This is a genomic window from Shewanella sp. S1-58-MNA-CIBAN-0166 (assembly GCF_040310085.1).
GTDB lineage: Bacteria > Pseudomonadota > Gammaproteobacteria > Enterobacterales > Shewanellaceae > Shewanella.
Window position 1 is genome coordinate 25,094 of the sequence record NZ_JBEOPN010000026.1, and the last position, 17,704, is coordinate 42,797.

14 protein-coding genes are annotated in these 17,704 nt (G+C 42.0%); 7 read left to right on the forward strand and 7 right to left on the reverse strand.

Going from position 1 to position 17,704, the window contains the following annotated elements:
- Positions 1–84: 84 nt before the first annotated feature.
- Both AAEY99_RS15415 and AAEY99_RS15420 read left to right on the forward strand, forming a co-directional pair.
- On the forward strand, positions 85–1,488 hold the full coding sequence (locus AAEY99_RS15415) for a sigma-54-dependent transcriptional regulator (RefSeq protein ID WP_192115766.1): 1,404 nt from the start codon (positions 85–87) through the stop codon (positions 1,486–1,488).
- A 2-nt stretch (positions 1,489–1,490) separates the two neighbouring features.
- Positions 1,491–2,846, forward strand: a complete 1,356-nt coding sequence (locus AAEY99_RS15420; RefSeq protein ID WP_351011129.1) for a sensor histidine kinase — start codon at positions 1,491–1,493, stop codon at positions 2,844–2,846.
- A 249-nt stretch (positions 2,847–3,095) separates the two neighbouring features.
- Here the strand turns inward: AAEY99_RS15420 and AAEY99_RS15425 are convergent, their stop codons facing one another.
- From AAEY99_RS15425 to bufA2, 3 genes are all read right to left on the reverse strand, one after another.
- Positions 3,096–3,905, reverse strand: coding sequence for an HvfC/BufC family peptide modification chaperone (locus AAEY99_RS15425; protein WP_351011095.1), 810 nt, complete (start codon positions 3,903–3,905; stop codon positions 3,096–3,098).
- A gap of 2 nt (positions 3,906–3,907) precedes the next feature.
- Positions 3,908–4,846, reverse strand: a complete 939-nt coding sequence (bufB, locus tag AAEY99_RS15430; RefSeq protein WP_101085838.1) for an MNIO family bufferin maturase — start codon at positions 4,844–4,846, stop codon at positions 3,908–3,910.
- 124 nt (positions 4,847–4,970) lie between these two features.
- Positions 4,971–5,429, reverse strand: coding sequence for a BufA2 family periplasmic bufferin-type metallophore (gene bufA2 / locus AAEY99_RS15435; RefSeq protein ID WP_101085837.1), 459 nt, complete (start codon positions 5,427–5,429; stop codon positions 4,971–4,973).
- A gap of 394 nt (positions 5,430–5,823) precedes the next feature.
- On the opposite strand from bufA2, the gene AAEY99_RS15440 reads away from it, so the two are divergent.
- A complete protein-coding gene (locus AAEY99_RS15440) occupies positions 5,824–6,207 on the forward strand; it encodes an MAPEG family protein (protein ID WP_350995808.1) in 384 nt (127 codons plus the stop codon).
- Between the two features lie 147 nt (positions 6,208–6,354).
- Here AAEY99_RS15440 and AAEY99_RS15445 read toward each other — a convergent pair whose 3' ends face one another.
- On the reverse strand, positions 6,355–6,609 hold the full coding sequence (locus AAEY99_RS15445; RefSeq protein ID WP_350995811.1) for a hypothetical protein: 255 nt from the start codon (positions 6,607–6,609) through the stop codon (positions 6,355–6,357).
- A 114-nt stretch (positions 6,610–6,723) separates the two neighbouring features.
- Here AAEY99_RS15445 and AAEY99_RS15450 point away from each other — a divergent pair, with 114 nt between their 5' ends.
- Positions 6,724–7,317, forward strand: a complete 594-nt coding sequence (locus AAEY99_RS15450; RefSeq protein ID WP_392341505.1) for a uracil-DNA glycosylase family protein — start codon at positions 6,724–6,726, stop codon at positions 7,315–7,317.
- Between the two features lie 91 nt (positions 7,318–7,408).
- Here AAEY99_RS15450 and AAEY99_RS15455 read toward each other — a convergent pair whose 3' ends face one another.
- Complete coding sequence (locus AAEY99_RS15455) at positions 7,409–7,909, reverse strand: YcxB family protein (protein ID WP_162022491.1); 501 nt, start codon at positions 7,907–7,909, stop codon at positions 7,409–7,411.
- A 147-nt stretch (positions 7,910–8,056) separates the two neighbouring features.
- Complete coding sequence (glnD, locus tag AAEY99_RS15460; RefSeq protein ID WP_101085833.1) at positions 8,057–10,705, reverse strand: [protein-PII] uridylyltransferase; 2,649 nt, start codon at positions 10,703–10,705, stop codon at positions 8,057–8,059.
- A gap of 81 nt (positions 10,706–10,786) precedes the next feature.
- Here glnD and AAEY99_RS15465 point away from each other — a divergent pair, with 81 nt between their 5' ends.
- The 3 genes from AAEY99_RS15465 to AAEY99_RS15475 all read left to right on the forward strand — a co-directional run bounded on the left by AAEY99_RS15465 (position 10,787) and on the right by AAEY99_RS15475 (position 15,253).
- Positions 10,787–11,500: a 16S rRNA pseudouridine(516) synthase gene (locus AAEY99_RS15465; RefSeq protein ID WP_351011098.1), complete on the forward strand. Its 714-nt coding sequence runs from the start codon at positions 10,787–10,789 to the stop codon at positions 11,498–11,500.
- A gap of 64 nt (positions 11,501–11,564) precedes the next feature.
- Entirely contained in the window at positions 11,565–12,521 is a 957-nt protein-coding gene (locus AAEY99_RS15470) for a LysR family transcriptional regulator (protein ID WP_101085831.1), read from the forward strand.
- Between the two features lie 335 nt (positions 12,522–12,856).
- On the forward strand, positions 12,857–15,253 hold the full coding sequence (locus AAEY99_RS15475; protein ID WP_101085830.1) for an OmcA/MtrC family decaheme c-type cytochrome: 2,397 nt from the start codon (positions 12,857–12,859) through the stop codon (positions 15,251–15,253).
- A gap of 757 nt (positions 15,254–16,010) precedes the next feature.
- Here AAEY99_RS15475 and AAEY99_RS15480 read toward each other — a convergent pair.
- On the reverse strand, positions 16,011–17,546 hold the full coding sequence (locus AAEY99_RS15480) for an MFS transporter (protein ID WP_162022493.1): 1,536 nt from the start codon (positions 17,544–17,546) through the stop codon (positions 16,011–16,013).
- Positions 17,547–17,704: the final 158 nt, after the last annotated feature.

Sequence of the window (17,704 nt, forward strand, 5' to 3'; positions counted from 1 at the left end):
TTTTGCCCTAGCGTGCTAGGCTTATAAACGTGACTAATAAATACAGATATTTGGATATAACTCAATGAGAACAACATCATCGTAATGGATAATATTTTAATTGTTGATGACAATCATGCCATTTGCCAAGCGCTTGCGCTAATGATTGAGCTGCATGGCTATCAAGCTATTTTTTGTCACTCACCAGAAGCTGCCGTTGAGATTGTCACCAACAAAGAAATCAGCTTGGTGATCCAAGACATGAACTTTAGCCGCGACACCACCTCGGGTGAAGAAGGCAAGCAACTGTTTTACGCATTGCGTCAGTTACAGCCTAATTTACCGATTATTTTAATGACTGCGTGGACCCAATTAGAAACCGCTGTCGAGTTGGTTAAAGCCGGTGCGGCCGATTACATGGGTAAACCGTGGGATGATGCTAAGCTGCTCAATAGTATTAGTAACCTATTATCAATTTATCGACTGTCTCAGCAAAATAGCCAATTAACCCGGATAGACAGTGAACGCATGTCGGCCATTAATGGCGCCGATTTATGTGGCTTAATTTTTGGTAGTGGCGCGATGCAGCGCTGTGTTGATTTGGCATTGCAAGTTGCGCGATCCGATGTGTCGGTGATGATCACTGGCCCCAATGGCGCGGGCAAAGACAAAATAGCCGATATTTTACAGGCCAACTCGCCATTAAAAGACAAACCGTTTATTAAGGTCAACATTGGTGCTTTACCAATGGATTTATTAGAGGCCGAATTGTTTGGCGCTGAAGCGGGCGCTTTTACGGGCGCCAATAAAACCCGTATGGGCCGTTTTGAAGCTGCCGATGGTGGCACGTTATTTTTAGATGAAATTGGTAATTTGCCATTATCTGGCCAAGTAAAGTTATTACGGGTATTACAAACCGGTGAGTTTGAACGTTTAGGCAGTCATCAAACCCGCAAAGTGAATGTGCGAGTAATTAGTGCTACCAACGCGGATTTAGCCGACGACATTGCTCATGGGCGTTTTCGTGAAGATTTATTTTATCGCTTAAATGTCATTGAGCTAGCCATATCACCATTGAATCAACGCCAGGACGATATTTTACCGTTAGTGAAACACTTTATAGGTGCTCATTTTAGCCTTGATAAGTCGACCCAGCAGGCGTTAATTAATCATAGTTGGTCGGGCAATGTGCGTGAATTAGAAAATGCCTGTAAAAGGGCTGCGTTGCTAGCTAAGTCACCACAATTAACGATTGATGATTTTGGCTTGATGGCGATAGCTAATGGCGGTGCAGCTACCCAGCATGCGCTTGTTGTTGAGCATCATCTTGGCCAACAAGATCAGGGCATTGATGATACTCAGTCGATTTGCGAACCCGATAAGCAACAGCTAGAAGACGCTTTAGCGCAATATAATGGCGTCATTGCCAGAGTAGCAAAATCCTTTGGCTTAAGTCGACAAGCCCTTTATCGCCGTATGGAGAAATATGGCCTTAGGGTGACTAGATAATGATGTTATCACTGCGCACTAAATTGCTGATCAGTAACATGTTGAGCTGCCTTTTAGGGGCAGTATCAGGCGCTTTAGTGTGGTTTATATTAGGTGATGGCAGCCTATGGTTGGCTATTATTGTCATGCTGTCGGTGTGTTATTTTTGCAGCATGTGGCTAACAAGACGATTAAGTGAAAGTCTGCAAGCATTGGAAATCGGTCTACTTAACTTTAAAGATAATGATTTTAGTGTGTCGCTGCATCCCTACGGCGAACCACAATTAGATGCGCTAGTGAGCTTATATAACCAAGCATCGGCAAAATTGCGTAGTGAGCGACAGTTTATTTATCAGCGCGAGTTAATGCTCGATAAAGTGATTCAGAACTCACCTAATGTCATGCTATTAATCGATGATTCCCAGCGAGTCATTTACGCCAATGGCGCAGCAAGACATTTGTTTAATCAAGGTGTCAAAGTAGAAGGCATGTTGTTACCTGATCTTGTGGTGATGTTACCCGACACGCTTAAAGCGGCGTTAAGCAGTGAGCAAGAAGGACTGTTTTCGATGGGCGGTAGCGGGGCCGATGGTGTTGATAGTCATTCTAATACTGATGCTGACAGTAGCGACGTTGAAACCTGGCATATCTCTCGTGGCCGCTTCACTCAAAACAATCAGCAGCACCATTTAATTTTGCTTAAACAGCTCACCAAAGAACTTAACCGCCAAGAAGTGGCTGTGTGGAAAAAGGTGATTCGAATTATTAGCCACGAGCTTAATAACTCGGTCGCGCCCATTGCTTCTATGGTCAACTCCGGTAAGTTTTTAACCCAGCACTTAGACGACAGCAAGTTGCAATTAATTTTTGATACCATCGAAAATCGCACCACACACCTGAGCCAATTTATTTCCCATTATGCTCAGTTTGCTAAGTTACCACTGCCACAAAAAGCCTTAATTGATTGGGCTAAGATGACCCTGCAATTAGCGCAGCAATACCCATTTAACCTGTTATCACCTTTACCAGTTAATCCAATCAAGCTCGATGCAGTGCAATTAGAACAAGTCTTTATCAATCTGCTTAAAAACGCCCACGAGTCTGGCGCGGTGGCAGACACTGTGTCGATAACGTTTGAGGAAGTGACTCATCCAATTAACGGGTTATTAATCAAAGTAGATGACCAAGGTTGCGGGATGTCTAGCGAGGTATTGTCGCAAGCCTTGTTACCGTTTTACTCAACTAAACAATCTGGTACTGGGATTGGTTTGCCCTTGTGTCGCGAGATTATTGAAGCCCACGGTGGCCGTATTAGTATGCAAAACCGCGTAGAGGGTGGCTTAAGCGTTAAAGTATGGTTGCCTTCACAGCAGGATTAACACTAACTAATGATGAATAAAGTCTGATTGTTTCGAGTTATATTTTCCAAAGAGAATTGAAGCCGTAAAGCGTTTTTCAAATATGGCCTGCGGCCACTAACGTCGTGGCGCTTCGCCCACACCAGATTAAGGTAGTAAGTTGTCAACTTACTCAGGGTAATTTAATCGTCTTCCCGTCTCAAAAGCACTGCCGGGACGACGAGAAAGTAGTTATCAAGCTTTGTCCAGAAATGAGTTAACGTAAATTAGCTACTTACTCACTACCGCTCGAATTAAGCCGCGTTGAAACCATGTTTGCATGGTTTGCAGTACCATCATTGGCGCAGATTGCTCGTCGTGCCATTGCAACATTTGTTCGCACTGGTCGGCAAAGTTGTTGCCCTGAATAAACCCAAGTAACAACGCATGTTGCTCTGTCGATAACGACACAAACTCGGTTAAGCGAGACTCTCCCCGCCATAATAACCACGCTCTAGGCGACTCATAGTCTGGCGTCGGTGGTGCGGTATCTATTTTCAAGGCTTGCCAAGCTTCGACTGCATTACTGTTACAAGTGAATATTTGTACACTGGGATGAAAGCGTAAACAGCAATCGGGCCACAATTCTGGTGATATGGCCTGTAAGTCACTAAAGCTTGCACGGGCGCAGTCTGCAGCATCAAATGCATTGAGTAACCGGCGCTCGAATCGGGCTAAATCGGCGATAATCGGATGCTGTTTAAAAAATGCATCTTGCTGTAAAAACTCCGGTAAACCATCACAAAACTGGCGCAATGACTTATTACTTGATGGATATTGACGAGTATAGTCGGCTGCCATTTTATCGAATAAATCGTCACCCAAATACAAACCTAGCAGCTGGTGGTCGGTTTCAATGGTTTCTTTTAATCGAATTCGGTAAGCATTTGCATAAATTTGTAGGCGATCATCGGCGCTGATCCCCGCTTGTTCAGACACGTTTGCTTTCATCACCGACTGAACCTGTCCGTGCTGTGTATCCGAACCATCAGACAGTAAATATTGCATAAATTGTTGTTGAATTTCAGCTAAACGACTCATGTTTATGCCCTGACTTTTTGCGATGAAGCATGATTAGCGCTGATGAATTTGCTGACGTCATCAAGTGAACGAGTGCCAAACTGTGAGCGTGCTAGGGCAGGGTCGTCGGGCAAGGTTAACTGAGCAATGTTTTTCGCTTCGAGTAATTCTTGGTATAACGCTGGGAACTCGGGAATATTAGCGTCGCGCTCAATCATGGTGCTAACCGCGCCAAAGCGCTCTAGTGCCGCTTGGTATAAGGTCCACACTGACGGCGGAATATCGTGGTCGTGGGTATCAATGACATAATCACCAAAATCGCTGTGGCCAGCTAAGTGAAACTGTTGTACCCGGCGTGGGTCGATTTTTTTAAGGTAATCGAGTGGATTAAAATGATGATTACGGGCGCTGACATAAATATTATTGATGTCGAGTAATATTAAGCAATCTGCGGCTTCTGCTACTTGGCTTAAAAAATCCCATTCATCCATGGTCGAGTCTTGGTATGACAAATAGCTCGATACGTTTTCCAGTAAAATTCGACGACCGAGTACGTCTTGTACTTGCCGAACTCGCTGCGCGACATGATTAACGGTTTCTTCGGTATAAGGCAATGGTAGTAAGTCATGGCTATTGACGCCGTGAATTGAGGTCCAGCAAATATGATCAGATATCCATTTAGGTTGAATGTCGTTACTGAGCTTTTTAAGGGCTTTTAAGTAATCCATGTCTAAAGGATCGGTACTGCCTATCGACATCGATACGCCATGCATCACTACAGGATATTGTTCGGCAATGGCTTCTAAATAATATCGGGGTTTACCACCAGCGACTAAGTAGTTTTCAGATAGCACTTCAAACCAGTCAATATCTGGCTGGTGTTGCAAAATGTATTCAAAATGGTCGGTTCGTAAGCCCAAGCCAAATCCGAGAAAGTCTTCTGTAATGCGCGTATCTGGCATGGTGAATCCTATTTTAATGCAAATGTTCTAGCTTGATTTAGGCAAAACTTGCGTTAATCATTGAGATAGTAAGCTGATGACCCTGTCACAATAGTAGGTGACAGCGTCATCAAACGAAGCTTAATTAGCTTGTTTTACCGCCAATATCAGCACAAGATTTTGCTGTAGTGCTAACAAAACCAGTGCCTTTACAACTTGCCATACCGCCACAAGCGTTATCAGCACCTTTACAATCGTTATGGCCTTTACAGACGTTAACACCGTAACAATGCACTAGGTCTGCTTTAGTGACTTTACCTACCCAATCATCTTTTTGCGTGCCGCCTACATCAGCACAGGCTTTTGAAGGCATGCCAACAAAACCAGTGCCTTTACAACTTGCTTGACCGCCACAGGCATTGTCGGCTGTTTTACAATCGTTATGGCCTTTGCAGGTGTTAACGCCGTAACAATGGACTAAATCTGTTTCGCCTGCTGCCAAAGGTGCCGTGCTTGTTTCAGCGGCCATAGCCTGACCTGATAAGCTTGCCATTGCGAGTGCTAATGCTGCGCCGGTTAAGCTGCTTTGTGCTTTCATATTCATGATGTATTCCTTGCATTTGTGGTTATTATGTTTACTGCTATTCATGTTTACCCATGACAAGATTGACTGGGTACAGCCATTATTCTTGTTAGGAGGTATTAGTAATGACCGTGGTGCTGCGAAAGATCTTTCAAGTTAAAGTGTAGACTAGTCACTAAAATGTTGTTGATGTGTTAACTTGTGATTGATTTATAAGGTGAAACAATAATTTACGATTTTGCAGATGAGTGCTTAAGCATTATATGAATTAGGTTGTTATTAAGGCCGGTAGATTATGTTATTTTGTTCTGATTACACTAGTGGTTAACACAACGCGTTCAATCGTAACGAATACAACGAATACAACTAAAACACAGCTACACATAATAAGAATATTAATAACTAAGGATAGATTATGCAGACGATACTGATATGTTTATTGATTGCCATGCTGTTGCCGTATGCGGCAAAAGTTCCATTAGCGATGGCAATGGCTAAATTAGGCCGATATGACAATGACCATCCAAGAGCCCAGCAAGCTCAATTAACCGGTTTTGGGGCGCGAGCATTAGCAGGGCATCAAAATGCATTTGAATCGGTAATCGTATTTGGGATTGCAGTATTAACAGCATTACTGACCAATAATGTCACCGATATTGTTGCGCTTTTAGCCATAGTACATGTGGTCGCACGGCTGGTTTACCATGCGCTGTATTTATTGAATTTTGGCACATTACGTTCATTGTCTTGGTTTGTTGCCATCGGTGCATCGATTGGAATATTTTGCCAAGCGTTTTAAGCTTATGTTACTCAAACAACGGTGACTCCCATAAAAAAACGCCTTAATGGCGTTTTTTTATGGGAGTCAGTTGATACTCGTCATCATGAGGGTAGTCTAGGCTTAGTATTGGTTTAGTATTGGCTTCGCATTGGGTTTAGTATTGGCTTAATCTAGACTCGCAACACGTTCGTAGCCCATTTCGGTTAATTGGTCGTTAACGCAATCAAGCAAAAATGCGCCGACTTCACTTTCTGGCAGTTGGTCTTCAAGTGCAATTTGCTGGCAGGCTTCTTTTAATGAAACTACATCGCTAACGGGTGCTTGGGGAAGTGCAGCAGCACTAAAACTCATCGCTGTACCGCTAATTAACATAGCAGCTAAAGTCGTAAGGGCTAAACGTGAATGACGTGAATGTTGCATGGTTGTTCCTTCTTGGGAGAACTTTGTTATTTTGACAAATACTACTGCAGCTTAGTTCCGTTAGATATAGCGATTAACGCGCTTTTTATGATTTTATATACAAAAAGTAAGGTATTGAATATGGTTTCGTTGCTCACTCAAGTAAAAAGTTGTCAACTTTGCGTATCAAGCCTGGTAGATGGTGTACGTCCAGTAGTGCAAATTGATCCGCAAGCAAAAGTGTTGATCATCGGTCAGGCCCCTGGACGTAAAGTACATTTGTCGGGTATTCCATTTGATGACGCCAGTGGCGACCGATTGCGTCTGTGGTTAGGGGTAACGAGAGACGTTTTTTACGATGCCAAACAGATTGCTATTATGCCGATGGGCTTTTGTTATCCGGGCAGTTATGCCGGTTCTGGTAAAGGAAAATCTGGCGACTTACCTCCTCGGCCAGAATGCGCGCCTAAATGGCATGGTTTATTGCTGCAGCAGTTAGTTAACGTCAAGTTGGTCTTGCTGGTGGGGCAATATGCACAACAGTATTATTTAACCGATAAGCCAAAAACATTAACCGAAACAGTGCAGCAATGGCGCAGGTTTGGGCCTCGTTATATCCCAATCCCACACCCCAGTCCGCGCAATAATATTTGGCTTAGTCGTAATCCATGGTTTGAAGATGAGTTACTTAGCGACATTCGTCCACGCATTGCGAATGCGTTAGCCTAAACGTGGTGTTTTTTGATCTACTGTATTTAACTACTGTCTTGAACTACTATATTTAAATACTGTCTTGAACTAGTACTCAGTTATTTTTAAGTTATTGTTTTTGATTAATAAAGTCGATAGCGCTTTTATCTAAGCAGCGTTTAGACAAATAAGTCGTGGTTTTTTGCAGTTTAATTAACAAGCCTGCATCGGTTTCAGTAATTCGATAAATATCAGTCCACAAAATCTGTTGATTAACATGCAGCGACTGACTACTGATACCATTATCATCTATTGTAAGATTGACATGCTCACCTGCCGCTTTACTCATCATTTGACGCCATAACCACCAGGTTTTATTAAAACGAATACTCAAAAACTCTACCACGGCTAAGCCAATAAAAAAGTAACCTAAATAGTAGGTTTCTTTGGTGCTCATTGATGTTGGGCTTAGAGTGTCGAGCATTAAAATAGCCAAACCAACCAGTGCAAAAATGGCGGTTTTAATAAAACGTTTTGGTGATGTGCTGGGATGAATTGATTGCAGATAGCATTCTTCAAAGTACGACTTGTCTAGTACATATTCAGCAGTATAACTAAAGGCTTGTGACATGATGACCTAATTTACGGCAGTTGATGGGCATGATTATCGCATAGTCATCAGTTTGCTCAAAGCCTGCTTAGTGGTGAAATAAAAGCGCCATGGTGATTCATTCACACATGGCTCATTTGTATCAACAACATTGACTGATTAAGGTCGTTATTCGTCTGTGGTGATAGCTTGCATTAATGTTGCCGACAATTGCTGTTGTTGTTCAGGGGTTAACTGCTGATCGTCTTTATTGGATAATAAAAATACATTGTCTGCGCGTTCGCCGACCGTACTGATGGTGGCCGAATGAATATTCAAATCCAATTCCCTGAATGCACTGGCAATTTGTTCCATAAACTCACTGGTGTCTAATGCTGACACATTGACTAAGCTACGGGTCGACTTTCGTGAATGCAAAAATTCGATATTGGGCTGATTATCGAAACTCTGATGCCGTCTAGACTGGCGTTTTTTCGGTAAATTAATACCTTTATCCAGCACTTGATGTAACTTGTTGATGACTTGTTCACGACGTTGTGCGCTGGTAATTGGCTTTTCATCAAAATCGAGTACTTTAAATGACTCAACCACATAACCGTCTTTAGTTCGGGCTATTTGTGCCTGTTTAACCGAAATACGTAATGTCGCTAATGTATTGAATAATTTTACAAACAATCCGTGTCTGTCTTTGGTGTAAACAAACACGTCACTGCAACCTTTTACCACGACATCGTCGAGTAAAATTAGCGTGTTGTATTGATTGTCTGTTACAGGCGTAAGATCGTGGTTAATCATCGCTTGGGTGTATCTGGCGATATCATCCGCTTCGGCATTACTGAAAAAGGCGATAGGTAAACGACGCCATAATTTTTTGATATCGTCACTGCTATCGTCATCTGTGGCTAATAAATTCAGTGCTTCTTGCTTGTGTTCCCGTACCAAAGTACGCAGTTGCAGAATATTTTCAAAACCATTGCGCAGTGCTTTACGAGTAACAAAATACAAATCTTTTAATAGTGACGCTTTCCAGTCATTCCACAGATCATCATTGGTTGCCTGAATGTCGGCAATGGTCAGGCAGTACAGGGCGTCTAAACGGGTTAAGGTACCTACTTTTTTGGCAAAAGCATTCACGACATCAGGATCATAAATATCCATGCGTTGTGAGGTAATAGACATTAACAAATGATTTTCTACTAGCCAGCAAATCAGTTTCTCTTGTGACACTTTTAAGCCATGAAACTTAGCAAATAAATTGGCATCAACAGCACCGAGTTTACTATGGTCACCGCCACGGCCTTTGGCTAAATCATGAAACAATGCAGCAAATAACAGCGTCGACTTATTAGACATTTTTTGATAAATATCAGCGGCTAATGCCAGATCTTTATCCAACGTTTTGATGTCGTTTCCGTAGAGATATATATTTTTAAGCACCTTGTGGGTGTGCTCATCGACTGTATAGGCATGGAATAAGTCAAACTGCATCTGGCCAACAACTTCACGCCATTGCGGTAAATAAGAGGCTAAAATACCGTGTTGATGCATCAAGGTGATGGCGAGTCCCATGCCTTGAGGGTGAACAAATATCGCTTTAAATTGCTCTCGACAACGCTGAAAATCTTGTAAATCACCCATTAAACGACGTCTTACTTGGCGTAAAGATCGTAAGGTTTCTGCGGTAATACCGATTATTTTGTCGTGATGAATCGCGATAAACTCAAATAACGCCATAATTTGGGTGCGATCGATAAATACGGTTTCGTCGCGAACGTGAATGTACTTATCAACAATTTCAAAATTATCGTTAATCGCGATTATTTGTGGATTGAGCTCTGGAATAATTTCTCGTTGGAAATACGCCATTAAAATTTTGTTTAACTCGCTGATGCGCTTCATGGCGCGAAATAATTGACGCATCATTTTTTCAATAGCAATATTGCCGCTTTCACCGATGGGCATACCATCACCAAAACCCATTAATTTAGCCACTTCAGCTTGGTATTGCAGTAATAAACGATTTTCAGAACGTTGGGCTGCTTGATGTAAGGCAAAGCGCACTCTAAATAAAAAGTGTTGGCACTCCATTAATTCAGCATATTCGTCATTAGTTAAAAAACCAAAGCGACGTAGTGATTGCATATTGGCAACGCCGAAATGTTTGCGAGCAACCCAGGTAAGGGTTTGAATATCACGCATACCACCTGGGCTGGTTTTAAGATTGGGTTCAATACTGTATGAGGTGCCTTGCGCTTTGGCATGACGTTCTTGTTGTTCGCTGAGTTTGGCATTAAAAAACGCTTGGCTTTGCCATAAATCCTGGCCGTACAGTGCATTCAACACTTGCTGTTGGTGCTGACTATTACCGAATAAATGACGAATTTCCAGTAAGCTGGTTGCAATGGTTACGTCATCCTTACACGCTTGGAATGTGTCAGTTAAACTGCGTACAGCGTGACCTAAATCGAGATTAAGATCCCAAAGTTGAGTCAGAAATTGGCTTACAGAAGCGGCTTCCGTAGGCGTTAATGGACCATCGTGAATAACGCAGATGTCGATATCAGAGAAAGGATGTAAGGTTTGCCGGCCGTAACCCCCAACTGCATTGAGCGAGATACGCGCGGGATCTAATTCGAAGGGTTGCCAAAGTTGGCATAATAGCGCATCGAAAAAATGTGATCGCTTATTCAAGGTGTCATTAATTGCACTTTGAAAAATGTTATCTTGTAAATATTGATCCAGTGACTTAATCGCCTGTTTTAATTCAGCGCTGGTCATATCTGGGCGCAAATCTGTACTAGCAGGTTGCGAAAGCATGTTACTCCTTAATGTTTTTGCCTTTTAACAGAATAAGGTATTCTTAAACAAATTGGTATCATTCTATATTGGTGAAGTTTTATGGTGTCTAAACGAGGTCGACTGGACCAATTTATTGCTGGTACGTTACAAATCCCCAAAAAAGCGGTTCGGCTATTGTTAGTCACCAATAAAGTGCTTGTCGATGGCCAGTTTGCTAAGTCACCAGACTTACAAATTGATGAGTTTACTCATATTGAATATAATGGTGTGGTGCTGCGTCAATATCAAAAACAGTACTATATGCTTAATAAACCTGATGGAGTAGTAAGTGCAACCATTGATGATAAACATGCAACCGCATTAGGATTAATGACCGGGGTTAACACTGAAATGTTGCATATTGCCGGTAGATTAGATTTACATTCTACCGGGTTATTATTATTAACCAACGACGCTAAATGGTCCGAAGCATTAATGTCGCCGCAGCATAAAGTCGACAAACAGTATCTGGTGACGTTAGGTAATCCATTAGAACAAGGGTATGTAGAGGCATTCGCCAAAGGGATGTATTTTGAATTTGAAGACATCACCACATTGCCGGCACAACTCACGGTATTGTCGAGTCATCAAGCTCGGGTGGTGTTGCGTGAAGGTAAGTACCATCAAATTAAGCGAATGTTTGGTCGTTTTAGAAATCCGGTGGTGGCGCTGCATCGTGAATCTATTGGTGAAATCGTGCTTGATAGCCAGTTAGCGTTGGGTGAATTTCGTTCATTAACAAAAGCTGAAGTTGATAGCATTTTTCAGCACTAGATCAATTTTTTTTATTTGGATACATGTTAATTTAATCGCCTCATTACAGCAGATTAGGTGATATGTGGATATTCAAGCACTGAAAAAAGTCAGCGAATTAGATGTATTTAGTTTGTTGGTGTTTAAGCTCATTTACGAAACCGGCTTTGCTAATTTTGCAGCCAAAGAGCTTGCTGTATCCGCACCAAAAATTAGTCGATGTTTAACATCATTAAGGGCTATTTTTAATGACGAATTATTTTTTCGTCGCCAACAAGGGCTAAAACCGACCCCATTAGCTGAACGTTTGTACCAGCCTGTATGCCAATTGTGTGACATGGTGAGCCAAATTGAGCGAGTGGCAGACGACCGCTTAAATCACCATCAAACACCGATTTTACATATTGCAGTATCGCCGAGCATTATTACCAGTGTAGCCATTGCGTTAAGTAAGCTTCCGCGTGATGTTATCGGCAAAGTTAAACTTCACAGTTGGCAAGCTGACACGGAAGAGTTGATTTACAATGGCGAACTCGATTTTGGTATTGGCTTTGAAACTCAAGATGCTCATGGTTTAGAGGCTTATCCTATTGCCAATGTGACGTCTTTATGCGTTGTAGGTAATATTAACCATTCATTTTGGGGTAGTGTTGAGAACATCAAGTTAGAAGATATTATTCAACACCCTGTGGTGTATTTACGCTGTAAAGGCTTTAACAATCGTATTGATCCTTTAGAGTTATATTGTCAAACCCATGGTTTGCTACTAGAAGATATTGAGTGCGCAAGAAAACTCGAAGATTGGTATTGGCACATACTGACCATGGACAGCTTAGCCATTACGATTTGTAATGAAGGTTCGTTTGCGCAACAAATTCCTCAATTACGAGTAGAAAAACTTCCACATGATGAATTTAATAAGCTCAATAGCGTGATGGCTATGCCAAGTTATTGTTTAATTGAGCGAGCAGAACACTACCGCCGTTATTCGTCAAATGTTAAGGAAGTGATAATCAATATCATTAAGTCATTGCTAGTGTGAAGATTGGTAACATTTTTTGATGAGATTCAGAACACTTAATTTTGTGGTCTGAATCTTTTTTATAGCCATTATTTATGTAAATCGCTGATTTTATGGTTTTTTATTGGTCACCCACTATTTTTTACATTATCAAAATACATTTGATACCTCTTTAGGGTTACTTAATCTGAAACTGACGGTTTCATTTTTGCGTATACCTAAAACTAAAACTATCGATTACTGTTAACGAATTTGTAACCAAACCTCACAGGTTTACCACTGCAGACGGGTGTTTTGTTCTATTTCCTTATATTTTAGATGCGTAAAACCTACAAATTTAAATCGGGGGATTTAAAATGAAGAAATATAATAGAACATTACTTGCTGCAGCGTTTATTGCAGCGTTAGGTGTGACCGGTTGTGGTTCTGACGGCAGTGATGGTGCTGACGGAGCTGCTGGTGCCGCGGGTACAGATGGAACACCTGGCACGCCTGGTACTCCAGCTGGTTCGGTTGTTACAACAGTTGAAAATGCCTATGACTTTACCTTAACACTGGCTCCTACGGATATCGTCGTAGTAGGTGCTGATCCATTTAACGTTAAATTTACTGTAACAGGTAAAGGAAGTGGCGGAGCGGACGTTCCATACACTGGGCTTGATAAAGTTGCGTTATACGTGACCAGCCAATCAGCTAATGCTACTGACACTGGCGCACCAATGTTGTGGACAAACCATGCACTTGCCAATGATTTTGGTAGCAGCATGTATTGTACCTTAACCGGTACTGCCGCAGCTCGAGGCGGCGCTGTAGTCGATGCTTGTACATTAGTTGAAGATGAAGCTAATCCTGGTACTTATACTGGTTCTTGGGCACATGATGGTAATGCGCCTGTGGTATTAGCAAGTGGTGATGCAAACGATTTAGTCCGTGTGTTTATTCGTGCCTATGACGTTACGATGGCTGATGGTACAGCAGTAAGTGATAAGATTTTATCAACTCCAGTAGATTTTATTCCTGCTACTGGCGAACTTGCTGTTTCTGCAAAAGATGCTGTGTCTAGTGCAGCATGTATTAGATGTCATAGCCCAATGGAAGGTTACGCTGATACTGATATGCGTATTGCCAACATTGGTGCTCATCATAATTACCAAAAAGTTGAAAATTGTGTAGCTTGTCATAATCCTGCTTATGCTGGTGGACAAGACGATCCTGAAGTTGGTTTTAACGTTAACTTCAATGCCATGATCCATACCATTCATGCTGGTCATCATATTGCTGACAAGTTGACTGGTGAAGCCAAAGAAATGTTTGGTGGAGTTGGATTTCCTGCTGAGTTAAATGAATGTACTGTTTGTCATGATAATGGCACACAGTGGAACGACAATGTCTATGCTGAAGCCTGTTTATCATGTCACGTTGATGTTGATTTAACGACTGGTGTTAACCATAGAGGTATCGTTCCTGCTAGTGACGCTGTTTGTTCTGGTTGTCATGGCGCAGGTAGTTTAAGCCCAATCGAAGCTCACAGTGTTGATCGCCGTGCCGCCTTTGAAAATGGTTTGGTACTAGAGGTTGCTTCTGCTGAAGTCGCGTCAGACGTATTAACTGTCATCATTGATGTTAAATTAAATGGTGTGGTTGCGGCTGATGGTACTGATTTAACTCAGTACTTAAACAAAGCTAAATCAGGTGATGATATTTTAATCGGTACACTTGATGGCAATGGCGATTATGTGCGTGGTTTAAGTATCAATACAGCTTCTAATCCAGAAATGTTTGTGGTTCAAAGTGGCAAGTTAACCTTAACTAAAGCACTTACACCTAATCAGTTAGACGGCCAAATACTTTCAGTTACTTCTGAAATGAACATGTGTGGTAATACAACGACCGATATGGTTGTTGTTAATACCAAACTAGCTGAAGGTGCAGGAACCGATACTGGTGCTTGTGATGTACCTGTTCCAGCTAACATTGTCACTAAGTACTTTATGTTTGATGCAGTTGCGGCTAAAGGCGTATTAACTGAGGACAATCTACGTTTCGTTAGTCCTGAGTTGACAGCTTATACCTCACCTACACAGGCTGGTAACGACCGTACAACAGCTGACGAAGCTAAATGTAATGCTTGTCATGACAACTTGTCTCACGTTAAATCACCTAACCATGGTGTGACTAACTTTACACAATGTGCTGATTGTCATAACAACAACTATGCAGGTTCTTACCATGCAGATGTTTACAAGCAAGCTGGTGTAGATGCTGATGGCGAACCTACGTTTGAAGTTGTTGAAGGATTAACTTATAACAACCGTGATCTAGTGACCGTAGCACATCGCTTCCACAGTGGTTTGTTTGCAGGTAGCACAGGTGCTGGCATTTACTTAGGTACAGATGGTGAAACTTGGGTTAACTATCCTGCAACTAAAACAAATTGCCAAGCTTGTCATAAAGATGCGAATGCTGCAGGGGATGCTATGCCATTCTTCTCTGGCACTGGTACGTTAACATCTGGCAGAACTGCAATTGCAATCAGTGGTGGCGAATTTATTTCTCCTGTCGCTGAAGCATGTCGTAGTTGTCACGCTCACTCTGGTGCTGCTGCTCTAGCTCACTTCAAGAGTAATGGTGCGACAGTTGCTGGTGATAGCGTAATGTCTGCTGCCGGTGTACCAATTGAGTCTTGCGCAACTTGTCATGCTGAAGGTAAAACTTACGGTCTTGATAAAGTTCACTCTGGTGCAGCGCACTAAATATCTAGATAACTTCTTAATCATCACTTAAGAAAGTAAGTAAGAGGGAGGCAGCAATGCCTCCCTTTTTTTATTCATTTTATCCATCAGTGTATAAGCACTTAATGGCCAGCCGTTATTAATATTTCTTCTCAAGAAGATATCGTTCAGTATCATTTATTACCCAATCTAATCCGATTTAAACTAAACTAAACCAAACCAAACCAAACCAACCTAATCAAATCTGCTCAACCCAGCCAATGCCAGTTGCTTTAATTATCGCTATTTAATCGACGACTGAATTGAGGTTAATAACATCTCAACGTCAACTGAATCATCTAACCTAGTGGCGCTTTATCTAAACTGATAATGACTTAATGGGCCAGACAGTTCGGCATGTAAATCGTTGAGACTACTGACACCTTACGTCTGTTATTTGGTGTGTGTCATTTGATGTATAAGAGCTACCAATTGGCAATGGACAGGGTAGGTAATAAATAGAGTAGGTAATAAATAGGGTAGGTAATAAATAGAGTAGGTGATAAATAGGGTAGGTAATAAATAGGGTAGGTAATAAACCATAGTCGGTAATAACAACGGAGTTAATGCGTTATAAGTTAATGGGAAGTAAGTTGACGAGAGGGACGTTAACGAGGGACTGTATTATTGCTTCATTAAAACCTATTAACCTATTTGGGATGAAAAACAAAAGGGAAGCATTGCTGCTTCCCTTATATCAAATCGGTACTTTATAGTAATTACTCTACAGTCCGTTCAACTACGCCACTTGTTGGCGCTGCATCCTTAATAGCCATTTCCCGTAGATGAATATACCTACCGCTGAAATAATCCCAATAGCGGCGATAATATACCAAGCCATGCCGATATTGTTGGCTTGATATAAAGCTTGGGTTAATGCCTGTGGGTCTTGACCTGTGGTACTGACTAAGCGACTAAATGCTTCACCTTGAGGGATGTTAGCAATATCGGTTAAGTTCATACCATGTTCAGATAGCGCTTCACGGGCGATGCGTTCTTTTGACGCGTACATGTCATAAAGCTTAGGGCCGAAATAACCTTCTAACGTCCAACCTATGCCTTGAGGAAGCATGACAAAGCCTAAATACATGGCTTTTTTACCTTCAGGTGCGATGTTACCCATAAACTCGTTTTTCTTTGGGCTGATCATCATTTCGCCGACAGAGAACATGGCAATAGCCAATACAATCATCCAAGCCGCATTAAATGCACCGACCAAGGCAATGGCTAAAATACTCAATAAGCAACCGACAAACATGGTGGTGGTAATGCGATATTTAGCCGTAAGCGCAGCAACAATAAAGCAAGTGGTCATGATCATCCCCGCGTTGAGGTTAAGCATGCCCTCTGGCATCACTTTGGTACCGTCATTATTCAACCCTAGCCAGAACTGCAATATGCCGCTGCTGGTGCCTTCTGGGCCAAATAAGGAGGTGACAATGACGCTGGTATCAACCCATTCCGCAATGTGAATAGGCAATACATCAAATAATGAGTTGTATAAAAACCAAAAACCGGCAAATACCAGCATGTAGTAAATCACCACAGGTTTCTTTAGTTCTCTTAAGGCATCCTTCCACAGTGCTTCTTGTGTGATTTCACCATTTTTCACTTGGCGTGCGCGCTCTAAGCGCTCAGCTTTGCCGGGCTCTTTGTAAGCCAATAAGAATAAAAAGTTAAACGAAATAATGGCTGCACAGGCGTAAAACACGTTATCCCAAGATAATTGACGCATATGTACCGCCACCAATGGACCTAAAAATCCACCGATGTTAACCACTTGGTAAAAAATGCCCCAAGCCATTGAAGTATTATTTCGGTTGGTTGACAGTACTAAAGTGCCTTGAATACCAGGTTTGAATACCCCGGTACCCATGGCTAGCAACATGGCGCCAGCGAGAAAACCCCAGAAGCTAGGGAAGAATGCCATGGTTAAATAACCACAGATTTTGATGATGGTAGAAACGAAAATGGTTTCTTTGTAACCGACACGGTCAGAAATTCCGCCAGTTAGCACAGGTACGAAGGTTTGTAGCAACGCCCACACGGATATAATAATACCGTAATCGCTTAAATTAATGCCCAGTCCGCCTTGTGATACTGGCGCTTTAGCGTATAAGCCAGCACTGGCTTTGACACCATAATAGGCAATGCGTTCTATTAGTTCCATGCCACCGACAAGCCAAAATATATAGCCTAAACTGGTGATCGCGGCCCACATGCCTAACTGTTTTACTTCACTCAAATCATTGTCTGAGTGCGAATTAGTGCTCATAAGTCACCCTTTTATTTTATGGTCTGTTTCATTTTTATAACAAAGGCTGACACTTTACCTAAGTTCGTGATTAATACCAAACCCTATCCATAAGTGATCCGCCCAGAGTGCCGCTCATTTGTGAATTTGTGATGTGGTTACATAGGTAAGCCTCGATT

Coding starts and splice junctions, on each gene's coding strand:
- AAEY99_RS15415 (WP_192115766.1), top strand. CDS start 85: ATGGATAATATTTTAATTGTTGATGACAATCATGCCATTTGCCAAGCG.
- AAEY99_RS15420 (WP_351011129.1), top strand. CDS start 1,491: ATGTTATCACTGCGCACTAAATTGCTGATCAGTAACATGTTGAGCTGC.
- AAEY99_RS15425 (WP_351011095.1), bottom strand. CDS start 3,905: ATGAGTCGTTTAGCTGAAATTCAACAACAATTTATGCAATATTTACTG.
- bufB (WP_101085838.1), bottom strand. CDS start 4,846: ATGCCAGATACGCGCATTACAGAAGACTTTCTCGGATTTGGCTTGGGC.
- bufA2 (WP_101085837.1), bottom strand. CDS start 5,429: ATGAATATGAAAGCACAAAGCAGCTTAACCGGCGCAGCATTAGCACTC.
- AAEY99_RS15440 (WP_350995808.1), top strand. CDS start 5,824: ATGCAGACGATACTGATATGTTTATTGATTGCCATGCTGTTGCCGTAT.
- AAEY99_RS15445 (WP_350995811.1), bottom strand. CDS start 6,609: ATGCAACATTCACGTCATTCACGTTTAGCCCTTACGACTTTAGCTGCT.
- AAEY99_RS15455 (WP_162022491.1), bottom strand. CDS start 7,909: ATGTCACAAGCCTTTAGTTATACTGCTGAATATGTACTAGACAAGTCG.
- glnD (WP_101085833.1), bottom strand. CDS start 10,705: ATGCTTTCGCAACCTGCTAGTACAGATTTGCGCCCAGATATGACCAGC.
- AAEY99_RS15465 (WP_351011098.1), top strand. CDS start 10,787: ATGGTGTCTAAACGAGGTCGACTGGACCAATTTATTGCTGGTACGTTA.
- AAEY99_RS15475 (WP_101085830.1), top strand. CDS start 12,857: ATGAAGAAATATAATAGAACATTACTTGCTGCAGCGTTTATTGCAGCG.
- AAEY99_RS15480 (WP_162022493.1), bottom strand. CDS start 17,546: ATGAGCACTAATTCGCACTCAGACAATGATTTGAGTGAAGTAAAACAG.